The sequence below is a fragment of the Pseudomonas brenneri genome (assembly GCF_007858285.1).
GTDB lineage: Bacteria > Pseudomonadota > Gammaproteobacteria > Pseudomonadales > Pseudomonadaceae > Aquipseudomonas > Aquipseudomonas brenneri.
In genome coordinates this window covers 20,606-44,159 of the sequence record NZ_VFIL01000002.1, presented here as the reverse complement: position 1 = coordinate 44,159, position 23,554 = coordinate 20,606, and the positions used below count along the sequence as shown (strand labels likewise).

19 protein-coding genes are annotated in these 23,554 nt (G+C 59.6%); 9 read left to right on the top strand and 10 right to left on the bottom strand.

Annotated features, from left to right (window positions below; genetic code table 11):
• Positions 1-5 precede the first annotated feature (5 nt).
• The 4 genes from proB to rplU form a co-directional block, all read right to left on the bottom strand.
• A complete protein-coding gene (gene proB, locus FJD34_RS03435; RefSeq protein WP_032861877.1) occupies positions 6-1,124 on the bottom strand; it encodes a glutamate 5-kinase in 1,119 nt (372 codons plus the stop codon).
• Positions 1,125-1,247: 123 nt separating this feature from the next.
• Positions 1,248-2,471 carry an Obg family GTPase CgtA gene (gene cgtA / locus FJD34_RS03430; protein ID WP_032861876.1) on the bottom strand — a complete coding sequence of 408 codons (1,224 nt, stop codon included), beginning with the start codon at positions 2,469-2,471 and terminating at the stop codon, positions 1,248-1,250.
• 194 nt (positions 2,472-2,665) lie between these two features.
• Positions 2,666-2,923, bottom strand: a complete 258-nt coding sequence (gene rpmA / locus FJD34_RS03425) for a 50S ribosomal protein L27 (protein WP_029292052.1) — start codon at positions 2,921-2,923, stop codon at positions 2,666-2,668.
• A 34-nt stretch (positions 2,924-2,957) separates the two neighbouring features.
• Complete coding sequence (rplU, locus tag FJD34_RS03420) at positions 2,958-3,272, bottom strand: 50S ribosomal protein L21 (protein WP_003176051.1); 315 nt, start codon at positions 3,270-3,272, stop codon at positions 2,958-2,960.
• A gap of 377 nt (positions 3,273-3,649) precedes the next feature.
• On the opposite strand from rplU, the gene FJD34_RS03415 reads away from it, so the two are divergent.
• The 3 genes from FJD34_RS03415 (at position 3,650) to FJD34_RS03405 (ending at position 5,596) form a co-directional block, all read left to right on the top strand.
• Complete coding sequence (locus FJD34_RS03415) at positions 3,650-4,618, top strand: polyprenyl synthetase family protein (RefSeq protein WP_032861875.1); 969 nt, start codon at positions 3,650-3,652, stop codon at positions 4,616-4,618.
• 182 nt (positions 4,619-4,800) lie between these two features.
• On the top strand, positions 4,801-5,142 hold the full coding sequence (locus FJD34_RS03410; RefSeq protein ID WP_032861873.1) for a zinc ribbon domain-containing protein YjdM: 342 nt from the start codon (positions 4,801-4,803) through the stop codon (positions 5,140-5,142).
• Between the two features lie 196 nt (positions 5,143-5,338).
• Positions 5,339-5,596: a PA4570 family protein gene (locus tag FJD34_RS03405; protein WP_090292090.1), complete on the top strand. Its 258-nt coding sequence runs from the start codon at positions 5,339-5,341 to the stop codon at positions 5,594-5,596.
• Between the two features lie 136 nt (positions 5,597-5,732).
• On the opposite strand, the gene FJD34_RS03400 is transcribed toward FJD34_RS03405, so the two are convergent.
• Together FJD34_RS03400 and FJD34_RS03395 are read right to left on the bottom strand one after the other, a co-directional pair.
• Entirely contained in the window at positions 5,733-6,350 is a 618-nt protein-coding gene (locus FJD34_RS03400; RefSeq protein WP_032861870.1) for an FKBP-type peptidyl-prolyl cis-trans isomerase, read from the bottom strand.
• 146 nt (positions 6,351-6,496) lie between these two features.
• Entirely contained in the window at positions 6,497-6,985 is a 489-nt protein-coding gene (locus tag FJD34_RS03395) for a TIGR00645 family protein (RefSeq protein WP_029292073.1), read from the bottom strand.
• A 165-nt stretch (positions 6,986-7,150) separates the two neighbouring features.
• On the opposite strand from FJD34_RS03395, the gene FJD34_RS03390 reads away from it, so the two are divergent.
• Positions 7,151-8,971 carry a hypothetical protein gene (locus FJD34_RS03390; protein ID WP_090292092.1) on the top strand — a complete coding sequence of 607 codons (1,821 nt, stop codon included), beginning with the start codon at positions 7,151-7,153 and terminating at the stop codon, positions 8,969-8,971.
• Positions 8,972-8,981: 10 nt separating this feature from the next.
• Here FJD34_RS03390 and FJD34_RS03385 read toward each other — a convergent pair whose 3' ends face one another.
• A complete protein-coding gene (locus FJD34_RS03385) occupies positions 8,982-9,302 on the bottom strand; it encodes a PA4575 family protein (RefSeq protein ID WP_032861868.1) in 321 nt (106 codons plus the stop codon).
• Between the two features lie 288 nt (positions 9,303-9,590).
• Positions 9,591-12,029 carry a Lon protease family protein gene (locus FJD34_RS03380; RefSeq protein ID WP_032861867.1) on the bottom strand — a complete coding sequence of 813 codons (2,439 nt, stop codon included), beginning with the start codon at positions 12,027-12,029 and terminating at the stop codon, positions 9,591-9,593.
• A gap of 265 nt (positions 12,030-12,294) precedes the next feature.
• Between FJD34_RS03380 and FJD34_RS03375 the strand changes: the two genes are divergently transcribed.
• The 3 genes from FJD34_RS03375 (at position 12,295) to FJD34_RS03365 (ending at position 15,261) form a co-directional block, all read left to right on the top strand.
• Complete coding sequence (locus tag FJD34_RS03375) at positions 12,295-12,783, top strand: DUF3015 domain-containing protein (protein WP_032861865.1); 489 nt, start codon at positions 12,295-12,297, stop codon at positions 12,781-12,783.
• Positions 12,784-12,874: 91 nt separating this feature from the next.
• Positions 12,875-14,728, top strand: a complete 1,854-nt coding sequence (locus FJD34_RS03370; RefSeq protein WP_032861864.1) for an Lnb N-terminal periplasmic domain-containing protein — start codon at positions 12,875-12,877, stop codon at positions 14,726-14,728.
• A gap of 176 nt (positions 14,729-14,904) precedes the next feature.
• Positions 14,905-15,261, top strand: a complete 357-nt coding sequence (locus FJD34_RS03365; RefSeq protein ID WP_090292094.1) for a hypothetical protein — start codon at positions 14,905-14,907, stop codon at positions 15,259-15,261.
• 108 nt (positions 15,262-15,369) lie between these two features.
• On the opposite strand, the gene gdhA is transcribed toward FJD34_RS03365, so the two are convergent.
• Positions 15,370-16,707 (bottom strand): NADP-specific glutamate dehydrogenase, encoded by a 1,338-nt coding sequence (gdhA, locus tag FJD34_RS03360; protein WP_032861862.1) that lies wholly within the window; start codon positions 16,705-16,707, stop codon positions 15,370-15,372.
• A gap of 278 nt (positions 16,708-16,985) precedes the next feature.
• Positions 16,986-18,650 carry an energy-dependent translational throttle protein EttA gene (gene ettA / locus FJD34_RS03355; RefSeq protein WP_032861975.1) on the bottom strand — a complete coding sequence of 555 codons (1,665 nt, stop codon included), beginning with the start codon at positions 18,648-18,650 and terminating at the stop codon, positions 16,986-16,988.
• A 254-nt stretch (positions 18,651-18,904) separates the two neighbouring features.
• Between ettA and FJD34_RS03350 the strand changes: the two genes are divergently transcribed.
• Both FJD34_RS03350 and FJD34_RS03345 read left to right on the top strand, forming a co-directional pair.
• A complete protein-coding gene (locus FJD34_RS03350; RefSeq protein WP_090292096.1) occupies positions 18,905-19,510 on the top strand; it encodes a LysE family translocator in 606 nt (201 codons plus the stop codon).
• Positions 19,511-19,628: 118 nt separating this feature from the next.
• Positions 19,629-23,480, top strand: coding sequence for a bifunctional diguanylate cyclase/phosphodiesterase (locus FJD34_RS03345; RefSeq protein ID WP_090292097.1), 3,852 nt, complete (start codon positions 19,629-19,631; stop codon positions 23,478-23,480).
• Positions 23,481-23,554 lie beyond the last annotated feature (74 nt).

The following is a 23,554-nucleotide window of genomic DNA, read 5'->3' as shown; positions in this document are numbered from 1 at the left end:
TCCCTTTAGACCAGAATCAGGTTATCGCGGTGAACCAGCTCTGGCTCAGCCATGTATCCCAACAGACCGACAATCGACTCAGACGACTGCCCAATGATTTTCTGCGCCTCCAGGGCGCTGTAGTTGGCCAGGCCACGGGCAATCTCACGACCATCCGGCGCCACGCACACAACCATTTCACCCCGACGGAAACTGCCCTGGACCAGCTTGACCCCCACCGGCAGCAAGCTCTTGTTGCCCTGGGACAACGCCGAAACAGCCCCCGCATCCAGCACCAAGGTGCCGCGCGTCTGCAAATGGCCAGCCAGCCACTGTTTGCGCGCCGCCAACATGCCGCGCTCAGGCGACAGCAGCGTACCGATGCGCTCGCCCGCCTTGAGGCGATCCAGCACGCGCTCAATGCGCCCACCGACAATGATCGTATGCGCACCGGAACGGGCCGCCAGGCGCGCCGCGCGCAGCTTGGTCTGCATGCCACCACGCCCCAGCGCACCGCCGACACTGCCCGCCACCGCATCGAGCGCCGGATCATCGGCCCGCGCCTCGTAAATCAGTTGGGCATCTGGGTTGTTGCGCGGATCGGCATCGAACATGCCATCGCGATCCGTGAGAATCACCAGCAGGTCCGCTTCCACCAGGTTGGCCACCAGCGCGGCCAGGGTGTCGTTGTCGCCAAAACGGATTTCGTCGGTCACCACAGTGTCGTTCTCATTGATCACCGGGATCACCTTGAGCTCGACCAGGGCACGCAAGGTGCTGCGGGCGTTAAGGTAGCGCTTGCGGTCAGACAGGTCATCATGGGTCAGCAGAATCTGCGCAGTATGGCGACCATGCTCGGCGAAGCTGGATTCCCAAGCCTGCACCAACCCCATCTGGCCAATCGCCGCTGCAGCCTGCAATTCATGCATCGCGCTGGGTCGCGCGGTCCAGCCGAGGCGGCTCATCCCGGCGGCAACCGCCCCGGACGACACCAGCACCAACTCGACACCTGCCTCATGCAAGGCCACCATCTGCTCAACCCAGACGCTCATGGCCGCACGATCCAGCCCCTTGCCATCCGCCGTCAGCAACGCACTACCGATCTTCACGACCCAGCGTTGCGCACCCGTCACTTTGCTCCGCATCATCTTCAACCTTAGATTGAGGGCCGCGCGACCCAGCGCCGCCCATAACGTTATTCGTGACTACCGATTTCCAGATACTAAAACGCCGCTCGATTGAGCGGCGCTTAAGTTTATCGCAACGGATCAGTCACGCACGTAAATGATTTCCGGACCATCTTCATCATCCACGTCTTCCTCGTCCCAATCATCGTCACCGATGTCATGGACCGACTTGACGCCACTGCGACGCAGGGCACGCTGGTCATCCAGCGCCTGCAATTGCGCGCGCGCCTCGTCTTCGATGCGCTGGTCAAGATCCGCCAGTTCGGCCTTGTAGACCGGGTCGGCAGCCAGGCGATCTGCACGATCTTCCAGGTAGCGCATGATGTCACGGGTCAGACGCTCCGTGCCTTCTTTGGCAATGGCCGAGATCACGTAGACCGGACCTTCCCACTGCAGGCGGTCAACGATTTCCTTGACCCGCTCTTCGTGCTCCTCTTCGAGGATCTGGTCGCACTTGTTCAGCACCAGCCAACGGTCACGCTCAGCCAGGGACGGGCTGAACTTGGCCAGCTCGTTGACGATCACTTCGGCAGCGTCCGGGGCACTGGTTTCATCCAGCGGCGCCATATCGACGAGGTGCAGCAACAGACGGGTACGGGACAAGTGCTTGAGGAAGCGAATCCCCAGGCCAGCGCCATCGGAAGCACCTTCGATCAGGCCCGGAATATCCGCGACCACGAAACTCTTCCAGCGGTCGACACTGACCACACCCAGGTTCGGCACCAGGGTGGTGAACGGATAATCAGCCACTTTCGGCTTGGCCGCAGACACCGAGCGAATGAAGGTACTTTTGCCGGCGTTTGGCAGGCCCAGCAGGCCAACGTCCGCCAGCACTTTCATTTCCAGCTTCAGGTCACGCTGCTCACCCGGCTTGCCCGGCGTAGTCTGGCGTGGCGCACGGTTGGTACTGGACTTGAATCGGGTGTTACCCAGACCGTGCCAGCCACCCTGCACAACCATCAGCTTCTGGCCGGCCTTGGTCAGGTCGCCGATCACTTCCTGGGTCGCGGAGTCGATGATCGTGGTGCCGACCGGTACGCGCAGCACCATGTCCTCACCTTTTTTACCGGTGCAGTCGGTGCTGCCGCCGTTGGAGCCACGCTCGGCATCGAAGTGCCGGGTGTAACGGTAGTCCACCAGGGTATTGAGGTTTTCGTCGGCCATCATATAGATGGAACCGCCATCACCACCGTCGCCGCCGTTCGGGCCACCGTTTTCAATGAACTTTTCGCGACGGAAACTCATGCAACCGTTACCGCCGTCGCCTGCTTTTACTCGGATAGAAACTTCATCAACGAACTTCATAACAAAACGCCTCTCGCCGCACGGACGAGCTTAAGAAACCAAGACATAAGACTCTTGCAAAAATGAGCGCAGCGACCTCAATCGACGACTGCAAATCCCGCTGCCTTCGCCCACCACAAACAGCTTTGCAAGAGACTCACCCCACAAACGAAAAAGCCCCGTCGCAAGACAGGGCTTTTCCAGCGAGCTCGCAATTAAGCCGAGACAACGCTCACGTAACGGCGGTTGAACGCGCCTTTTACTTCAAACTTGATCACGCCTTCGATTTTCGCGAAGAGGGTGTGATCTTTACCCATGCCTACACCGTAACCGGCGTGGAATTGGGTGCCGCGCTGACGCACGATGATGTTGCCCGGAATGATTTTCTGGCCGCCATACATCTTAACGCCAAGGCGTTTGGCTTCTGAGTCGCGACCGTTACGGGTACTACCACCAGCTTTTTTGTGTGCCATGAGTCAATTCTCCTAGTGAGGAATTAGGCTGAAATTAAGCCTGAATACCGGTGATTTTGATCTCGGTGTACCACTGGCGGTGGCCCATACGCTTCATGTGGTGCTTACGACGACGGAACTTGATGATGCGGACTTTATCGTGACGACCTTGGGAGATCACTTCAGCCACAACGGTAGCGCCAGCAACAACTGGAGCGCCGATGTTCACGTCATCGCCATTGGCGACCAACAGAACGCGATCAAAAGTAACGGATTCGCCGGTAGCGATTTCCAGTTTTTCGATCTTCAGGTATTCACCTGGGGCGACCTTGTATTGCTTGCCACCAGTAACAATTACTGCGTACGACATGGTATTTCTCCGATAATCCTGCTCACCCAGCGCTTTATAAGAAGAGGTATTGGCTGGCATGGCTGCATGGGATGGACGTCCCGAATGCAATTGCGTAAGGCAGGTGCTGCCCAGGAAGTTCAGGGTGCGCGATTGTACGCAAGCTGTGGAAGGCTTGCAAGTAGCCGCCAGTCGCCGTGAAAGCGTAGCGAGCGAAGGGAAGACAAGGAAAAAACAGGCGAGGAGGCGGAGTTTACTGGTTGTAAATGAGCATTCCGAGCCTGTTTTTGACGCAGGATTACCGAGCGCAGTAGCTTTCACGGTGACTGGACGCGCCTTGACACCCGGAGGCGCGGGTCCTAGCATGCCGCGCAACCCTTCTGGAGCGACTGTCGCTGATGCAACCCCAAGCTTTCTACCGCGCGGTGGCGGACGATTTTAGCGCCGTCGACGGCATCATCAAGAAGCAGCTGACTTCTAAAGTGCCGCTGGTCTCCAAAATTGGCGACTATATTACTTCGGCCGGCGGCAAACGCCTGCGTCCTTTATTAGTGTTGCTGTGTGGCAAGGCCCTGGGTCGTGAAGGCGATGACCTGCGCCTGCTGGCCGCCACTATCGAGTTCCTGCACACCGCCACCCTGCTGCACGACGACGTGGTCGACATGTCCGGTATGCGCCGTGGTCGCGAGACCGCCAACGCCATGTGGGGCAACGCACCCAGCGTGCTGGTGGGCGACTTCCTGTATTCGCGCTCGTTCGAAATGATGGTCGAGCTGGGCTCGATGCCCGTGATGAAGATCCTGTCCCAGGCCACGCGCATCATCGCTGAAGGCGAAGTGCTGCAGCTGTCCAAGGTGCGGGACGCGAGCACCACCGAAGAAACCTACATGGAAGTGATTCGCGGCAAGACCGCAATGCTCTTCGAAGCCTCGACCCACAGCGCAGCCGCTCTGTGCGAGGCGACCGCCGAGCAGGCCGAAGCCTTGCGCACCTTTGGCGATCACCTGGGCGTGGCCTTCCAACTGGTGGATGACCTGCTCGATTATCGCGGCGACGCCGAAACCCTGGGCAAGAACGTCGGTGACGACCTGGCCGAAGGCAAGCCGACCCTGCCGCTGATCTACACCATGCGCGAAGGCACGCCGGAACAGGCAGCCCTGGTGCGCAAGGCAATCCAGAAAGGTGGCATCGAAGACCTGGAAAGCATCCGCGCAGCCGTGGAAGCCTCGGGCTCGCTCGACTACACCGCACAACTGGCCCGCGACTACGTAGCTCGCGCCATCAAATGCCTGGAAGCCCTTCCAGCCAGCGAATACCGGGATGCCCTGGTGGAGCTGAGTGAGTTTGCGGTAGCCCGTACTCACTGATTGCGCCAACTGTAGGAGCGAGCTTGCTCGCGAAAAACGTCAACGATAACGCGCTGATTCTGGCTTTACGCGGTGTTCTTGAGTGCTTCGCGAGCAAGCTCGCTCCTACAGCGTTGATCCCTTTGCGCTAAAACCCTATATAATGTGCGACTTTTAGCCATCCTGACTTTCAAGGAGCCTTAGTGAGCACGTTGCCACCCTGCCCAAAATGCAATTCCGAATACACCTACGAAGACGGCGCCCAGCTGATCTGCCCGGAATGCGCCCATGAGTGGTCCGTCGGTGGTGAAGCCGAGGCAGCCAGCGATGAAACCGTGAAGAAAGACTCCGTCGGTAACGTCCTGCAAGACGGCGACACCATCACCGTGATCAAGGACCTCAAGGTCAAGGGCACCTCGCTGGTGGTCAAGGTCGGTACCAAGGTCAAGAACATCCGCCTGTGCGATGGCGACCACGATATCGACTGCAAGATCGACGGTATCGGCCCGATGAAACTCAAGTCTGAGTTCGTCCGCAAGGTCTGACCTGCCTGCCTCCATCCCGTGCCTCGCGCGGGATGGTGCCTCACCCTCCCCGCATCGCCCTCCCCAATAGCAAAAGGCCAGCCCTTTTGACCCTGCACAATGCCCACACAGAAAAACCAGGAAATTACCAATAGGGACTTGCTATTCCTTGAATAAGAATTATTCTCATTGAAACCTTTTCAAGGAGATGCGACCCATGACTTATTTGATTGATGCCTGGCTGGACCGTCCGCACCCTTACCTGCGGATCCTTCATCGGGAAACCGGGGAAGTGTGTGCCGTGCTGGAAGAAGAAGCGCTGAGTGAACTACAGGACCAGGGCGACCTGGACGTCAACGGCCTGAGCTCCAATGAACCTGGGGTGCTGAAGGAGGTAGTGAGGAACCTGTTTCTGTTCTGCTATGCCCGAGCATTGCGCCCGGTGACGGAGCTGCATGGCAAATTTCACCCATGAGCCACCCTGCAAAACACTGTAGGAGCGAGCTTGCTCGCGAAGGTATCAAAGGCACCGCGTTAATCCAGGAACTACGCGTTATCGTTGACGCCCTTCGCGAGCAAGCTCGCTCCTACAGGTAATTCAGCAGAAGGTCTTACAGAACGTCGAGCAGCTCGACGTCAAAAACCAGAACGCTGTGCGGCGGAATGCTGCCAACGCCTTGTGCGCCGTAGGCCAGTTCGCTCGGCACGTACAGGCGCCATTTGCTGCCGGCATTCATCAGTTGCAGGGCTTCGGTCCAGCCAGCGATCACGCCGCCGACCGGGAATTCTGCCGGCTGGCCACGCTCGTAGGAGCTGTCGAACACAGTGCCGTCGATCAGGGTGCCATGGTAGTGGGTACGCACCTGGTCTTCACGGGTCGGCTTGGCGCCGTCACCGGCTGTCAGCACTTCAAACTGCAGGCCGGAAGCCAGGGTGGTGATGCCATCACGCTTGGCGTTTTCAGCCAGGAACGCCAGGCCAGCGCCAGCTGCTGCTTCAGCCTTGGCTGCTGCTTCGGCTTGCATGATGTCGCGGATCACTTTGAAGCTGGCAGCCATTTGTTCCTGGTCAACACGGCTTGGCTTGCCGCCGAACGCGTCGGTCAGGCCGGTCAGGATCGCGTCCAGGTTCACGCCCGGTGGCGGGTTGTCGCGCAGTTGGTCGCCCAGCTGGCGGCCAATGCCGTAGCTGACGCGGGTTTCGTCGGTGGACAGATTGACTTCGGACATGGAAAGGCTCCGCTGTAGGACAACCGCAAAGGCCTGCAAAAGCGCAGTTTCTGCGTGTCATCCAAACTAAAAGGGCGAGCAGACTAGCACACTCGCCCTACGCTTGATGAGCCCAAAATCCCAGGCCCGAAGGCACCAGGCACGGATCAATGCTTGGTGACTTTATCCAGGTAACCCATGGCAAACGCCGAGATCACGAAGGTCATGTGAATGATCACGTACCACATCAGGTGCTGTGGATCGACGTTCTTGGCATCCATGAAGATGCGCAGCAGGTGGATCGAGGAAATCGCCACGATGGACGCCGCCACTTTCATCTTCAGCGACGAAGAGTCCATGGTGCCCAGCCAGTTGAGCTTTTCCTTGTTGTCATCAATATCCAGTTGCGAGACGAAGTTCTCGTAGCCGGAAATCATCACCATCACCAGCAGCCCCCCCACCAGGGCCATGTCGATCAACGACAGCAGCACCAGGATCAGCTCCGACTCGGCCATCGCAAAGACGTTGGGCAGCAGGTGGATCACTTCCTGGAAGAATTTCAGCGCCAACGCCAGCAGCCCGAGGGACAAGCCGAAATAGATCGGCGCCAGTAGCCAGCGGGAGGCGTACATTGCATTTTCGATAAAGCGTTCCATGGAATCTCACACAGCTTGGCTAGAAATGGCGGCGAGTATATCAGCCACGCACATTGCGCCATAACCACCCGGAAAACTGACCTGTAGCGCTTCTGTAAGACAATTTTTCTGCTAGTGTCGGCCTCATCAACGTGGCTCGATGCTGCCGGACAGGAATCTCAAATAATGGATGTGCGATCTCCCTTGGCCAGTCTTGGCCTGTGTGTGGCGTTGCTGGCGGCCGGCGGCTGCTCCCCCAGCGACGAGCACAAGCAAGCCAGTCTCGAAGAAAAAACCGTCCAGTTCGAGCAATCCCTGGACACGATCCAGGATCCCCGCCTCAAGGAAGCCGTAGCCGAACTGGGCGGCTCGTTGCTGTTGCTGGAGCGTGCGCGCATCAAGCTCGACACCAAGCCTGTCGAGACCGAGTACGGTGAAAACACCCTGGCCGCGCTTGCGCACTACCCGACGCCACAAGCACTGGTGGATACCTACATCAACGGGCTATTCGTCCTGCGCAAGAACTCGCACTCGGACTACCTGACCGACCTGCAACCGGTGTTCCCGTTCAGTTTCAATATGCCGGACCAATTCCCTTTCCCCCACGGCCTGGAATGGCAATCGGTAACCTTGAGCAACAACAAGATCATCCCGTTCCAGCCGGAATGGTCGGAAACCGACCCCGGTATCCAGTTGAGCCCCAGCAGTTCCAACCTGACCAACCCGGACGACCTGACCGTCACCTATCCGTTCATCGAAGGCATCGAGACGGACAACAAGAGCCAACCCCAACCCGTCACGCTCAAGGGCCAGGTCGAGGTCATCGCACCGCGTAAAGTCCTGACCTTCGACCTGACTCGCAAAGACGTGGGCCAGAAACGCAGCGAGGAAAACATCACCCTGACCCTCCTGGCCCTGGAAAACAACTACGCCGAGATCGAACTGACCAACACCGCGCCCCTGGCGCCGCAAGTGGCGGATGAATCGCCCAACCCACTGCTGGTCCAGGCCCGGGACACTACGGGGCAGTTTCTTTCCCGCTCCGGCTCAATCAACGAAAGCGCCGCCCAGGTGGCGTTCTACGAGCAGCAACTTTCTCAGATGCGCAAGCAGAAAACCTGGTCCGACGACTTTGAGAGGCAGTTGGGAGACGAGCAGAAAGCCTTTGAACAAAAGCAGGCCAGCCACTACGCCAAGGTCTACTTCAATGGGCAGATCGATAACCTGCAGGTCAACGTGCTGGACTTTTCCGAAGCGACCGTCACCCGCAAGGACCTTGAGCTGCCGATACGGCGCTTCGACAAAAACAGCCTGGAAAAAACCGTGCAGGCCCTACCCATGCCGGTCACGGTGTATGACGACCAGGCCGCAGACTGGCTCCAAAGCGCCAGCCTCTCCGAAGACCAGTTGAAAAGCAGCATCAGCATCAGCCAGTCAGTGGAGGACGCCAGCGCCGCCCACATCGCCTTTGACCATCCTTTCACGTTCAATGACGACCTGATCGGCTCGACCCGCACCAGCAGCGATGCACCACTGACGTTCTTTACGGCAAACGATGAAGGCAAGCGCGGCGAGCCCATCGAGTTGCCCACCGAGGCCTTTGAAGTCGACCCATGGCGCGGCACGATCACCTACGACCTGAATTTATTCCCGGAAAACCCAGGGTTTGCCGTGGGATCAATCCCGCTGTTCCTGGCCAGCATCGAAAAAAGCACCGTCAGCACTGCACAATTGCCCAAGGGCCTGTCGGTCCAGGACAACGCGCTGATTGTCGACCAGGCGCTTTTCCCATCCGATAGCTGGCGGTTCTTTGCCAAGGACGCCAGTGGCAACTACTTGAAGGAAATCCTCGGCGTCAGCCATCGCGCCCAGGAATACGGCACCGCACTGTTTGATGTGCATTACTTTTATGGCCAGCCGACCGAGTTTGAAACCTACCAGCGTACGGCGTTGAACACGGTGCAGTACGGCTTTGAAGTCAAGCTGGACAAGCCCGAGACCAAATAGCCCGCCAGGTCTACAGGTGCAGGGCCTGGGGCCGCCCACCATTAAGCTGTCGCAGGTGGGCTTGCAGGTGAATGCACCAGATCTGCGGGTCATCGGCCAGCTCGTAGCCGTGCAGGGTCAGGCTTTGCACGATGGACTCAAGAATATTTTCCGCGACGAACGGCCCATGGAAGGGCCCTTGGGACTTGATGGTCGAGGGCTGTTCGCCCGTCATTCCAGCGGCAAACAACAAAGTCCACATCCCGGTATCCCCCGCTAGAGGGCGAATGGAACATTCAATTCGGGTGACCAGGCCCAGGCACTGGCGGGTGAGGCAAAGGCTGCGCGGCATGGCGGCGACCCTCGGTAGATCCGGTGTTCAGCCTCCAGATACAAGGCTGTCTCTATCCCATGACTCCTGTAGATGTCCCTTGAGCTGAGAATAGAAGAAAACCGGTACAAACCAAGGTTGTAGGGACCAACGGCGGTTGGCCCCGAAAAATCCAGTCAAAATCATGACACGCTTTCTGTAGGAGCGAGCTTGCTCGCGAAGGTCTCAAGCACAACGCGTTAATCCAGAAGACACGCGTTATCGTTGTCGATCTTCGCGAGCAAGCTCGCGCCTACATGAGTGAACGCATCAGGTGGGCTTGGCCTCAGCCAACGCCTGCTGCGCCAGTTCCTTTTCCGCTTCCTTGAGGTCTTCTTCGCTGATCATCTCGGCAATGGCTCGCAGACGCTCAACCACACGGGCGTTGACGCTGCCCTCGGGGAATTGCCCTTCGGCATCCGGCTCACCGGCCGGCTCGCCCACCAGCAGGCTCAGCGCCTCGTCGGCCTGGCGCACGGCATACACATGGAACTGCCCTGCCCGCACCGCCTGCAAGACCTTCTCATCGAGCATCAACGTCGCGACGTTGGCCTGGGGAATGATCGCGCCCTGCTCGCCGGTCAAGCCACGAGCTTCGCACAGACGGAAGAAGCCTTCGATCTTCTCGTTGACCCCGCCCACTGCCTGCACTTCGCCAAACTGGTTGATCGAGCCGGTGATGGCAAAGCACTGCTTGAGCGGCGTCTTCGACAGCGCCGAAATCAACGTGCAAGCCTCGCCCAACGAGGCGCTGTCGCCGTCGACATAACCGTAGGACTGCTCCAGGGCGATGCTCGCGGAGATCGCCAGGGGGAATTCCTGGGCATAACGGCTACCCAGGTAACCGGTGAGGATCATCACGCCCTTGGAGTGGATCGGCTGCCCTAGGTTGACCTCACGCTCGATATCGACGATGCCGCTGCCACCCGGGTACACCGTGGCGGAAATCCGCGCAGGTACACCAAACGCCGAATCACCGACCTCCAGCACCGTCAGCCCGTTGCACTTGCCCACGGCTGCGCCGGCGGTGTCGATCAGGATGACCCCGGCGAGCATGTCGTCAAGAATCCGCGCCGATACTCGCCCGGTACGCGTGGCCTTGGCCTTCAACGCACGCTCGATATGCCCTGCGTCGGTGCGCTCGTCGCCCGCCAGATGACGAATGAAGTCCGCCTCGCTGACCAGTTGGAACAGATCCCCGATACGCGCCGACAAACGCCCCTGATGCTCCGCCAGCCGTGCGCTGTAGGTTGCCAGCCGCGCCACCGCATCCGATGTCAGCGGCGCCATGCCTTCTTCCGAGGTCCGGGTTTTCAGCAACTGGGCGAACTGCTCCAGGCTTTCATCGACCATCGGGATGTCTTCATCGAAATCCACCAGCACCCGGAACATCTCCTGGAAGTCCGGATCCAGGTCTTGCAGGGTGTAGTACAACGAACGGGCGCCGATGATGATGACCTTGACCTGCAACGGGATCACTTGCGGATTGAGGGTCACGGTGGCCAGGCGGCCCAGTTCGCCCAGTGGCGATTCCATCTTCAGCTTGCGCGATTGCAGGGCCCGCTTGAGGGCGTCCCAGACAAACGGCTCGCTGAGCATTTTCTCGGCTTCCAGGATCAGGAAACCGCCGTTGGCGCGATGCAACGCACCGGGGCGCAGTTGCCGATAGGTGGTGTAGAGCGCGCCCTGGTCGGTGCTGTATTCGATCCGGCCGAACAGGTTGTCGTAAGTCGGGTGTGGTTCGAACACCACCGGCGCGCCACCATTGAGCGGATGGCCCACCACCAGGCTCGGGCAGTACTGCTCTTCGAGCAGCTTACGCGCCTGGGCGTCGGTTTTCGCGTCGTCCACCAGCAACTCGACCACGGTCTTGAGCAGATAGACCTGCATCGCCTGCAGGTAACCGCAGACACCGGCGTTCTCGGCGTACTTCTCGGACAACGGTGCCAGCAACGGCTGCAAGGCCAGGGTGATGGTCTCTTCGTTGAACTGGCGCATCTGGTTGTTGGACTCGCGCTTCCACTGCGGCAAGCTGGCGAGTTCTTCGTTGAGGCGCTCTTCGAGCTCGGAAATATCGGTGTGGAAACGCTCGCGGTCGACTTCCGGCAGCTGCGAAAACTCGGCCTCATCCAGGGCCTTGCCATCGAGCATCGGGGTAAAGGCGATGTTGCTGCTGTCACGGTACAGCGCCACGTCCTTTTCCAAGGCCAGGCGCTCGATCACGTCCAGGGCACGGTCGTAGCGCTGGTTGAAGGCACGATCGATGGCACTTTTGCGCTGTTGATACGTCGGGTGCTCGAATACCGCCGGGAACGTGGCGACCAAATTGTCGACCAAACCACTGATATCGGCGATGAACGGGGCCGCACCGCCCGCAGGCAATTCCAGGGCGCGGGGCTCGCGGGGTTCGTCGAAGTTATTGACGTAAACCCAGTCTGCCGGGGTCTGCAGGCGCTTGCCTTCAGCCTTGAGGTAGCGTTTGACGAACGAAAAGCGACCGGTACCGGGCTCGCCCATGACAAACACGTTGTAACCGGGGCGTGGCATCGCCACACCGAACTGCAATGCTTCAACCGCGCGTTCCTGGCCAAGCACACCGCGAAAGGGCTCCAGATCATTGGTGGTCGAGAAGCTGAACTGTTCAGCGGAGAAAGGACGAGTCAGCGCTTCGGGCGCTAGACGCAAGCTGGCAGCAACAGGATCAGGCATCGGGCTTCCTTACATCAGGCGGGGCAATGGCGGCATTCTGGCGCCGTGCGTAGCCGGCTGGCAAGGCACGACTGAGGTAAAGCATAGACACGGGATGCCGCCCGTAAAAAAACCAGTCTGCATTGATTGTTTTACAAAAACCCACGGAACCCTTGGAACATGCCTAAACTCCAAACTGCGCGGGTTGGACTAATAACTGGCCCCTAGGGCGCCATGAGGCGCCTGAACCCTTGTCCATTGGTTTGCACACAAAGAGAACAAAGCTATGAAACGGATCCTTCTCGGTACTCTCTTCACCGTCGTCTCCCTCAATGCAATGGCTGAAGCACCAGGTGGCCCGAACTGCGGTTGGGGCAACATGCTGTTCGAAGGCCAGCGCGGTACTCCCGCTCACTTCCTGGCTTCCACCACCAACGGCACCTCCGGTAACGCCACCTTCGGCATGACCTCGGGCACCAACGGTTGCAGCACCAACAGCGCGCTGACTTACGGCGGCAAATCGTGGATTGCCATGAATGGCATGATGAACGAGCTGTCCGAAGACATGGCCAAAGGCAATGGCGAAGCGCTGACCACCTATGCCGTGGTCCTGGGCGTTGCTCCAGAGGATCGTGATCACTTCGCAGCAGTGACCCACGAACACTTCCAGCAGATCTTCAGCAAGGCTGACGTGACCGCCGAAGACGTGCACACCAACACCCTCGCCATCCTCAAGGGCGATGCCCGCCTGGCGAAATACGCCACCCAGGCTTAAGCTCGACCTGCCCGCGCCCTACCCGGCGCGGGTTTTATTTTTTGGACCTGCCCGCTTTGGGTCTTTATTTATTCCGACTTAAGTTGCCCCTATGCTCAAACGCCTTGCCTACCTGGCACTCTTCGCCTGCGCCCCGCTATCTGCGGCGCCGCACCTTGATGATCAACGTTTGCAGCAACTGGCCAATGATCCGTTCTGGCTCTCGCTGGGGCACTACGAAGCCGGCAAGATCAGCGGCTGGCGCAGCTATGTCAGCGACCAGAAATTCTTTCTCGCCAAAGACGGCGCGCACCACCCTGACGCCGAACTCAAGGCCACCGTAGAGGCGCTGTACGCCCCGGCCAGCCTCGGTGAAAAACACACCCAATGCGTGTACCCGGCCCGTACCCGCTGGCTCAAGGACCAGTTGCAACTGACTGACCTGCCGGCCGTGGACTGTGTCGAGTTCAAGCAATGGTTCAAGGACGTCGCGCCCCACAGTGCGGTGATGATCTTCCCGGCAGCCTACCTCAACAGCCCGTCCTCGATGTTCGGCCACACCTTGCTGCGTATCGACCAGGCTGATGTACAGAGCAACAAGACCGCGCTGCTCAGCTACGCGATCAACTTCGGCGCCTATATCGAAGGCTCGGACAACAGCCTCCTCTACGCCTGGAAAGGCCTGATGGGCGGTTATCCTGGCCTGTTCGCCCTGGTGCCCTACCAGGAAAAACTCTCCGAATACCGTAGCCTGGAAAACCGCGACCTGTGGGAATACCGCCTGAACCTGACCCAGGTCGAGACCGAGCGCATGGTCGAGCACGTGTGGGAGCTCAAGCAGATCCAGTTCGACTATTTCTTCTTCGATGAAAACTGCTCGTACCGCCTGCTGGAACTGCTGCAAGTGGCCCGCCCGGGCCTGCGCCTGACCGAACAGTTCCCGCTCACCGCCATTCCCACCGACACCGTAAAAGCGGTGAAAGACGCAGGCCTGGTGGAGAAAATCGATTATCGCCCGTCCCGCGAACGCGAGTTGCTGGAGCGCGCCAAGCCGCTGGACAGCGACGAGCAGCAATGGGTATTGAAGATCAGCGATGACCAGAAACAACTGCAAGACCCGGCATTCAAAGCCATCGGCAAAGATCGCCAGGCCCTGATCATCGACGCGGCCTACCGCCTTGGCCGCTACCGCGCCAATGGCCTGGAGCGCGACGCCGAACGCTCCCAGCGCAGTTTCGAATTGCTGCGGGCAATCAACCAGAACCCCGCGCCTGACCTGCAGATCGAACGCCCGGGCCTGCCCGAGAACGGCCACGAATCACGCACCTGGCAGGCCGGCATCGGCACCCGGGGCGACAAGGCCTTCGGCGAATACGGCCTGCGCATGGCTTACCACGACCTCAACGACAACGCCGAAGGGTTCCCCCTGGGGGCACAGATCGAAATCCTGCAGATGAAACTGCGCCAGTACGAGGGCAATAACTGGCAGCTGCAACAACTGGACCTGGCGACCATCCGTTCACTGACACCACGCAATGACTTGCTGCAACCGTTGTCCTGGCAAGTCACCGGCGGCCTGGAACGGGTACCGGGCAAACACAACGACGAAACCCTGGTCAGCCACGTCAACGGCGGCGCCGGCGGCACCTGGCAACTACGCGACGACATGCTTGGCTTCGCCCTCGGTACCGTACGCGTGGAACATAACAATGACTTCAGCGAATTCATCTCCCCCGCGGCCGGTTTCAACACCGGCCTGCTGTGGAGAAACCCACTGGGTAACCTGAGCCTGGAAGCCAAGGGCGATTTCTTCACCAATGGCGAAGTACGGCGCAGTATCAGCCTCAATCAACAGTGGGAAGTATCGCGCAACCTCGGCGTACGCCTGAGCGCGCAGCGAGAGTTCAGCCACTTGGCGACGCCGGTGAACGAGGTAATGCTGGAAGTGAAGTGGTATCACTACTGACCCGCCTCCAAAGCCCGCTCCCACATTGGGTTTGCGTTTATCCCTGAGCATGTTGCCCTGGCGGCCAACCCAGTGACATAGCCTCCCAACAGATTTCTCACCCCCCTTTCACATCTCCTCAACGAATCGCCTCCTAGACTTGCTCTATCAGCCGTTCAATGGCGTTGGAGTATGAGATGTGGCGGTTCGCGGTAATGCTGGGCGTGGTGATGGCGCTGTCAGGGTGCCAATCAACCCACGATCAATTGCTGGCCAGGGGGTATCCACCGCCCTTCGCCGACGGTTTTGACGATGGCTGCAACAGCGGGCGCCAGGCAGCCGGGGTGATCACCGGAGAGTTTCGCAAGGACGTCCCACGCTATTTAAAAGACCATGCGTACGCCGAAGGCTGGGAGGACGGTTTTCGCCAGTGCAAGGCCATGCGCGAGAGCGAGGAGCGTAATGACTACAGGGACCGCCACTGGGACGAGCGCGAGCGCGCCTGGCAGCAAGAGAAGGACCGCGACGCCGCACGGGCCTATCGCAGCCAATAAAACCTCTGTAGGAGCTGGCTTGCCAGCGATGGCGGCCGGAAGATCAACGCACCAGCGTCTGCCATCATCACCGGCAAGCCGGCCCCTACAGTTGATCAGCGTTATGGCTTAGACGATGCCCTGCGCCAGCATCGCATCAGCCACTTTCACGAAGCCTGCGATGTTCGCGCCTTTCACGTAGTTGACCCGGCCATTTTCCTCGCCGTAGTGCACGCAGGCATGGTGGATCGACTGCATGATGTTGTGCAGCTTGCTGTCCACTTCACCGGCGGTCCACAACAGGCGCATGGCGTTTTGGGACATTTCCAGGCCACTTACCGCCACGCCGCCGGCATTGGATGCCTTGCCCGGAGCGAACAGGATGCCGGCGTCGATAAAGATATCCACAGCCTCAAGAGTGGTCGGCATGTTGGCGCCTTCGGCCACGCAGATGCAGCCGTTGCGCAGCAAGGTACGTGCGGCTTGAGCGTCCAGTTCGTTCTGGGTCGCACATGGCAGGGCAATATCGCAGGCCAGTTCCCATGGGGTTTTGCCGGCGCAAAATTCCAGGCCGAAACGCGCGGCCAACTCGCTGATACGCCCGCGCTGCACGTTTTTCAGCTCCAGCAACGCCGACCATTGCTCCTCGGTCAAACCGCTTTCGCAATACAGGGTGCCTTCGGAGTCGGACAGGGAAATCACCTTGCCGCCCAGGTCCATGACCTTGCGCGCGGCGTATTGCGCAACGTTGCCAGAGCCGGAAACCGCCACGCGCTTGCCTTCGACGCGCTGGCCCTGGCGCTTGAGCATTTCTTCAGCGAAGTACACACAACCAAAACCGGTGGCTTCAGGGCGGATCAGGCTGCCGCCGTAGCTCATGCCCTTGCCGGTAAACACCGAGGTGAATTGATTGCTCAGGCGCTTGTACTGACCGAACAGGAAACCGATTTCCCGGGCCCCAACACCAATGTCGCCAGCAGGAACGTCTACGTCCGCGCCGATATGGCGGTACAACTCGCTCATGAACGACTGGCAGAAACGCATGACTTCAGCGTCGCTCTTGCCCTTGGGATCAAAGTCCGAGCCGCCCTTGCCGCCGCCCATGGGCAGCGAGGTCAGGGAGTTCTTGAAGGTCTGCTCGAAGGCGAGGAATTTCAGCACCCCCAGGTTGACCGACGGATGGAAGCGCAGGCCGCCTTTATAGGGACCAATGGCGCTGTTCATCTGGATACGGAAACCGCGATTGACCTGGACCTTGCCCTGGTCATCTACCCACGACACTCGGAAGGTAATGGCGCGTTCCGGCTCGCAGATGCGCTCCAGGATGCCCGAGGTCAGGTAGTGGGGATTGGCTTCTAGAAACGGCCACAGGCTGCGTAGGACTTCTTCTACGGCCTGGTGAAATTCCGGCTGGTCCGGGTCGCGTTTTTTCAGGCGGGCAAGGAAGGATTCGACGGATTCGATCATGAAAAGTCTCGGCAGATTTATTGTCGTTAATGGCGATTTGCCCAGGACTTTATCAACTCATGCTGCACCGCGACAGGGCAAAATGTCGCTTTTGTGAATTTAAATGGTGCAATAGATATAAATAACTGCGACTTGACGCCCCAAAAAGGGTATTTCAGCTTAAAGCATGCACCAACAGTTAAACCGCTTGCTCGCGAAAGAACTCAACGCGGTACTCCCGAAACACAGGCAAAAAAAACGGAGCCCGAAGGCTCCGCTTTTCAAACCACCGACCCGATTCAGGCCAGTTTCTTGTGCCGCACACGGTGCGGCTGGGCAGCAGCTTCGCCCAGACGTTTCTTGCGATCCGCTTCGTACTCGGTGTAGTTGCCTTCGAAGAACACCGCCTGGGAGTCGTCTTCGTACGCGAGGATGTGTGTCGCCACACGGTCAAGGAACCAGCGATCGTGAGAGATCACAATCGCGGCGCCCGGGAAGTCCAGCAGGGCTTCTTCCAGGGAACGCAGGGTTTCAACGTCGAGGTCGTTGGACGGTTCGTCGAGCAGCAGGACGTTGCCGCCCTCTTTCAGGGTCAAGGCCAGGTGCAAGCGACCACGCTCACCACCAGACAGGTCCTTGACGAACTTCTGCTGGTCGCCGCCCTTGAAGTTGAAGCGGCCGACGTAGGTGCGCGACGGGATTTCATAGTTGCCGATGCGGATCTGGTCGGAACCGTCGGAAATCTGCTGGAACACAGTCTTGCTGCCATCGAGGTCTTCGCGGCTCTGGTCGACACAGGCCAGTTGCACGGTTTCGCCGACTTCGATGGTGCCCGAATCCGGTTGTTCCTTGCCCATCAGCATGCGGAACAGGGTGGATTTACCCGCGCCGTTGCCGCCGATCACGCCGACGATGGCGCCTTTAGGCATGGAGAACGACAGGTTGTCGATCAGCACGCGATCGCCATAACCCTTGCAGACGTTCTTGAACTCGATGACCTTGTCACCCAGGCGTGGACCGGCCGGGATGTAGATTTCGTTGGTCTCGCTGCGCTTCTGGAATTCCTGGGACTGCATTTCCTCGAAGCGTTGCAGACGGGCCTTGGATTTCGACTGACGGGCCTTGGCGCCTTTTCGTACCCATTCCAGCTCGTCTTTCATGGCCTTTTCATGGGCCGACTGCTGCTTGGATTCGGCCGCCAGACGGTCGGACTTGGCTTCCAGCCAACCGGAGTAGTTGCCCTCGTAAGGGATACCGGCGCCACGGTCGAGTTCCAGGATCCAGCCGGCGACGTTGTCCAGGAAGTACCGGTCGTGCGTGATCGCAACCACGGTGCCCGGGAAATCATGGAGGAAGTGTTCCAGCCAGGCCACGGAGTCGGCGTCCAAGTGGTTGGTCGGTTCGTCGAGCAGCAGCATGTCGGGGGCCGACAGCAGCAGGCGGCACAAGGCCACACGGCGCTTCTCACCACCGGACAGGTGTTCGACCTTGGCGTCCCAGGCCGGCAGGCGCAGCGCATCGGCGGCGACTTCCAGCTGGCGCTCCAGGTTGTGGCCGTCGCTGGCCTGCAGGATGGCTTCGAGCTTGGCCTGTTCAGCGGCGAGCTTGTCGAAGTCGGCATCTTCATCGGCGTAGGCGGCGTAGACCTCGTCCAGGCGGGCCTGGGCGTTCTTGATCACGCTGACAGCTTCCTCGACCACTTCACGCACGGTCTTGGACGGGTCCAGGATCGGCTCTTGCGGCAGGTAGCCGATGTTCAGCTCGGGCATCGGGCGGGCTTCGCCTTCGAACTCGGTGTCGACGCCGGCCATGATTTTCAGCAGCGTGGATTTACCCGAACCGTTGAGACCGAGCACGCCGATCTTGGCGCCAGGGAAGAAGGACAGCGAAATGTTCTTGAGGATTTCCCGCTTCGGTGGAACAACTTTGCCCAACCGATGCATGGTAAAAACGTATTGAGCCAAAATGTGGACCTCGTAAAAAGATGAGAACAGGGCCTGCGTAGCGTCATGGCGCTGTACGTAGCACATCGAATGATCAAGGTTAACCTAAGTCAGCAGCGGCGGGCAGATTGACAGGCGCTTTTGAGCCGCGCTTTTTCCTACTGAGGGCCAGATGGAACACAATACCCAGCAACACCGTCCTACATGAAGAAGACACATGGCACATGCATGCTGGACCACGCCTTACCCCCTGACGGTCCCGGGAGACAGCTTCCATGCTTAGCGTCATGTCTGCGCTGGGGTTTTTGCTATTGATGCCGGGGCCGACCAATACCCTGTTATTGCGCTCTGGCGTGCTCTCGGGCTTCAGGCTGGCCTGGCCCCTGAGCCTGTTGGAGTGCCTGGCTTACCTGCTGCAGATTTCATTTTGGGGCTACCTGCTCAGCCATATTGGCGCCAATGCGCCGTGGTGCCTGAAGGTGATGCAGTTCATCTCGATCTGTTACCTGGTCAAGACCTCATACGGCCTGTGGCGCGAGCCTGCCGCCGATCCGTCCCCACTGCCCGGGGCGCGGGTGTCGAGGTGGCATTTCTTTTTACTGACGCTGATCAACCCGAAGGGTTTGCTGGTGGTTTCGTTCATCGTGCCGGTGCAGACCTTTGCCGATATAACCTTGTACGGGCAGTTCGTCATGCAATTCACGGCAGTGGTGATCCCCGTTGGCTGCGCCTGGGTGCTGTTCGGCGCGCGCATCAAACGCAGCCGGCATGTATGGCTGACTCCACAGAACATCAACCGTACAGCCTTGGTTATTAGTTGCTTTGCGCTGGCGATTCTATTCAGACTGGCAGATGCCTTGATCAGCACTGGCCCGGCCTGATAGTCCCGCTAAGCGGGGCTGGCACTTTGCCACAACTCAAGGCATGCTAGCCGCCCTCCGGGCGTCCGGCTTATAGTGCACGTCGCGCGCCAGTCCAGCCAAACCGCAGGATCACAGCTTGTCCAACGTAACAAAGCCAAGCCCCTTGCGCGCAGCTCATATTGCGCCAGGCGCTCCCCTGCACGGAACCCTCAAGGGCGCATTGGCGACGCTGGTCCTGCTGCTGCTTGCATTATTGTTCTGGCAACTGCTGGATCAATTGCAGCAAAACCAGAAAAACCAGCAGCAATACACCATCGACTACAGCGCGGACTTGGCCGAACAGATCAGCCTGAACATGGCCTTGAGTGCGCAAATCGCCCTCAACCTGCTACCCATCGTCGAGCCGCCGCGCAACGATGAACAGCACCAAGCCCTGATGCGCGCCTTGCAACGTTCGTTGCCGGAACTGCGCAGTGTTGCCCTGCTCGCCCCCAGCGGCGCGGTGATCACCGACACGGCCGACAACAGCCAGGACAGTGCCTGGCTCGAAGAACTGGTCAAGCGCAGCCATGCCCAGTCCTATTACCTGAGCAATAGCAGCGACGGTTCCATCATCTACCTGCTGCTGCACCAGCCCAGCGGCGGCGCCAAGATGTATTGGGCATTGCGCCTGGCACCCAATTACCTGGCCAACCTGACCCGTCAGGACGGTCAGGGAGCGCGCCCGATGTGGGCCATAGAAAACCAGTTGAACCACCGGGTCGTCAGTCGCGACAGCGGCATGCCCAGCCAGTGGTCGGCCGGGCTGACCCCGGAAGAACTGAAGAAAACCGTACTGGTCACGCCCCTGAGCAAAAGCGACTGGCAACTGCGCGGCCTGTTTGATCGCGCCGCCGTGCTGGAACAACTGCTGCCGGCGTTTATCGGCAAGTGTCTGCTGGGCCTGGCCTTTTCACTGATCCCGGTGCTGGTCCTGCTGAACATGCGCCGCCGCCAGCGCCAGGTCAACGAAGGCCGGCGCCGCTACCAGGATATTTTCGACGGCACCGGCGTGGCCTTGTGTGTGCTCGACCTGTCGGGCCTGCGAAGCTTCTTCGACAAGGCCCAATTGCACAGTCGCGAACAATTGCAGGACTGGCTGCACAACAGCCCCGAGCAACGTCAGCAACTGCTCAAGGAATTGCGTATCACCGAGGTCAACCAGGTGGCGGTACGCCTGTTGAATGTGGCGTCCTGCGAACAGGCGTGGGAGCGCTTGATCGACGGTTGTGCACTGAACACCAGCGCCATTGGCTATCAAGTACTTGAAGCGGTGCTGACCCAGCAAAAACAGTTGGAGCTGGAGATTCAACTCAGCGACATCGAAGGCAACGACCAGTACCTGTGGCTGGTGATGCGCCTGCCGGAAGAACAGCACGACTATAAAGCAGTGATCCTCAGCATCAGTGATATCACCAGCCGCAAGCTGATCGAACTGTCCCTGGTGGAGCGCGAAAGTTTCTGGTCGGACGTGGTGCGCACCGTGCCTGATCATCTGTATGTGCAGGATGTGATCAGCCAGCGGATGATTTTCAGCAACCACCACCTGGGCCACACCCTGGGCTACAACAAGCACGAACTGCAGCAAATGGGCGAATACTTCTGGGAAATCCTGCTGCACCCCGAAGACGCCGAGTACTATCACGACCTGCGCCAGCAACAGCGCGAAGCCGGTTACCTGACGCAGTTGCAGTGCCAGTTGCGCTTTCGGCACCGCAACAACCAGTGGCGGCGCTTCGAGATCCGCGAACAGGCCCTGGCCCGGGACAAGTCCGATCAGGTTACGCGGATTATCGGCGTGGCCAAGGACATTACCGATCAGATCGAAGCCAGTGAATCCCTGCGCGACAGCGAGCAACGCTACCGCATGCTGGCCGAAAGCATCAGTGACGTGATCTTCTCCACCGACAGCAAGCTGGCCCTAAACTACGTCAGCCCGTCGGTGCATGCGGTATTGGGCTATGACGTCGACTGGATCTTCAAGAACGGCTGGCAATCGACGATCGCCAACCCCCAGCAACTGACTGGCATCTACACCCTGGTTGAGCGGGTCAGCCGCTCCCTCGACCAGCCCCAAGCCCTGGCCCTGCTGCGCGATGACGTGCAGACCCAATTGTTTCTGTTCGATTGCCTGCGGGCCGACGGGCGCAAAGTACCGATCGAACTGCGCCTGGTGCTGGTGTGGGACGAGCACGGCGCGTTCGAAGGCATCCTTGGCGTAGGTCGCGATATCAGCCAGCAACGCCGCGCCGAGAAAGACTTGCGCATGGCGGCCACGGTATTCGAACACTCCACCTCGGCGATCCTGATCACTGACCCTGCCGGCTATATTGTGCAGGCCAACGAAGCCTTCAGCCGGGTCAGCGGTTATGCGGTGGCCGACGTCCTCGACCAGTTGCCGAACATGCTGACCGTCGACGAACAGCAGGAAGCGCACCTGCGCTACGTGCTTAAGCAACTGCACCAGCACAGCACCTGGGAAGGCGAAGTGTGGCTCAAGCGCCGCAGCGGTGAGCATTACCCGGCGTGGGTCGGCATTACCGCCGTGCTCGATGATGAAGGCGACCTCGCCAGCTACGTGTGCTTCTTCAGCGACATTAGCGAGCGCAAGGCCAGCGAGCAGCGCATCCACCGCCTGGCCTACTACGATGCCCTGACCCACCTGCCCAACCGCACTTTGTTCCAGGACCGCCTGCACACCGCCTTGCAGTCGGCCGAACGGCAGAAGTCGTGGGTGGTGCTGATGTTCCTCGACCTCGACCGTTTCAAACCGATCAACGACTCCCTGGGCCACGCCGCCGGCGATCGCATGCTCAAGGAAATGGCCACCCGCCTGCTCGGTTGCGTGGCCGAAGACGACACCGTGGCGCGCATGGGCGGGGACGAGTTCACCTTGCTCCTGCAACCGCGGGTCAGCCGCGAAATGGCGCTGAACCGGGCCATTCATGTGGCCGAGCAGATCCTCGCCAGCCTGGTGAAGCCGTTCGTGCTTGAAGGTCGCGAGTTTTTTGTCACCGCCAGTATCGGTATCGCCCTGAGCCCGCAGGACGGCAACGAACTGAGCCAACTGATGAAAAACGCCGACACCGCGATGTACCACGCCAAGGAACGCGGCAAGAACAACTTCCAGTTCTACCAGGCCGACATGAACGCCAGCGCCCTGGAACGCCTGGAGTTGGAAAGCGACCTGCGCCACGCCCTGGAGCAGAACGAATTCGTACTGTATTACCAGCCGCAGTTCAGCGGCGATGGCAAACGTTTGACCGGCGCCGAAGCCCTGCTGCGCTGGCGCCACCCCCGTCGTGGCCTGGTGCCGCCAGGGGACTTCATCCCAGTACTGGAAGAATTGGGCCTGGTGGTAGATGTGGGTGACTGGGTAATCGACGAGGCCTGCCGGCAACTCAAGACCTGGCACCAGAACAAGGTGCGGGTGCCCAAGGTCTCGGTAAACATTTCGGCGCGGCAGTTCTCCGACGGGCAGTTGGGTACGCGGATCGCCACCATCCTCAAGGAAACCGGCCTGCCGCCGGCGTGCCTGGAACTGGAGCTGACCGAAAGTATCCTGATGCGCGAAGTCAACGAAGCCCTGCAGATCCTCGCCAGCCTGAAAAACCTCGGCCTGAGCATCGCGGTGGACGACTTCGGCACCGGTTACTCATCGCTCAACTACCTCAAGCAATTCCCCATCGACGTGCTGAAGATCGACCGCACCTTCGTGGATGGTTTGCCATCCGGCGAGCAGGACGCACAGATCGCCCGCGCAATCATCGCCATGGCCCACAGCCTGAACCTGGCGGTGATCGCCGAAGGCGTGGAAACCCATGAGCAACTGGACTTCCTGCGTGAGCACGGGTGCGACGAGGTGCAAGGTTACCTGTTTGGGCGACCGATGCCGGCCAATCGGTTTGAGGCGCAGTTCTGTAATGATGCACTGTTCATGTTTGACTGAAGTTTTACGGTGAGGCTGATGGCCTCATCGCGAGCAAGCCCGCGAAGAGGCCCTCAAATACGCCATCCATCTCT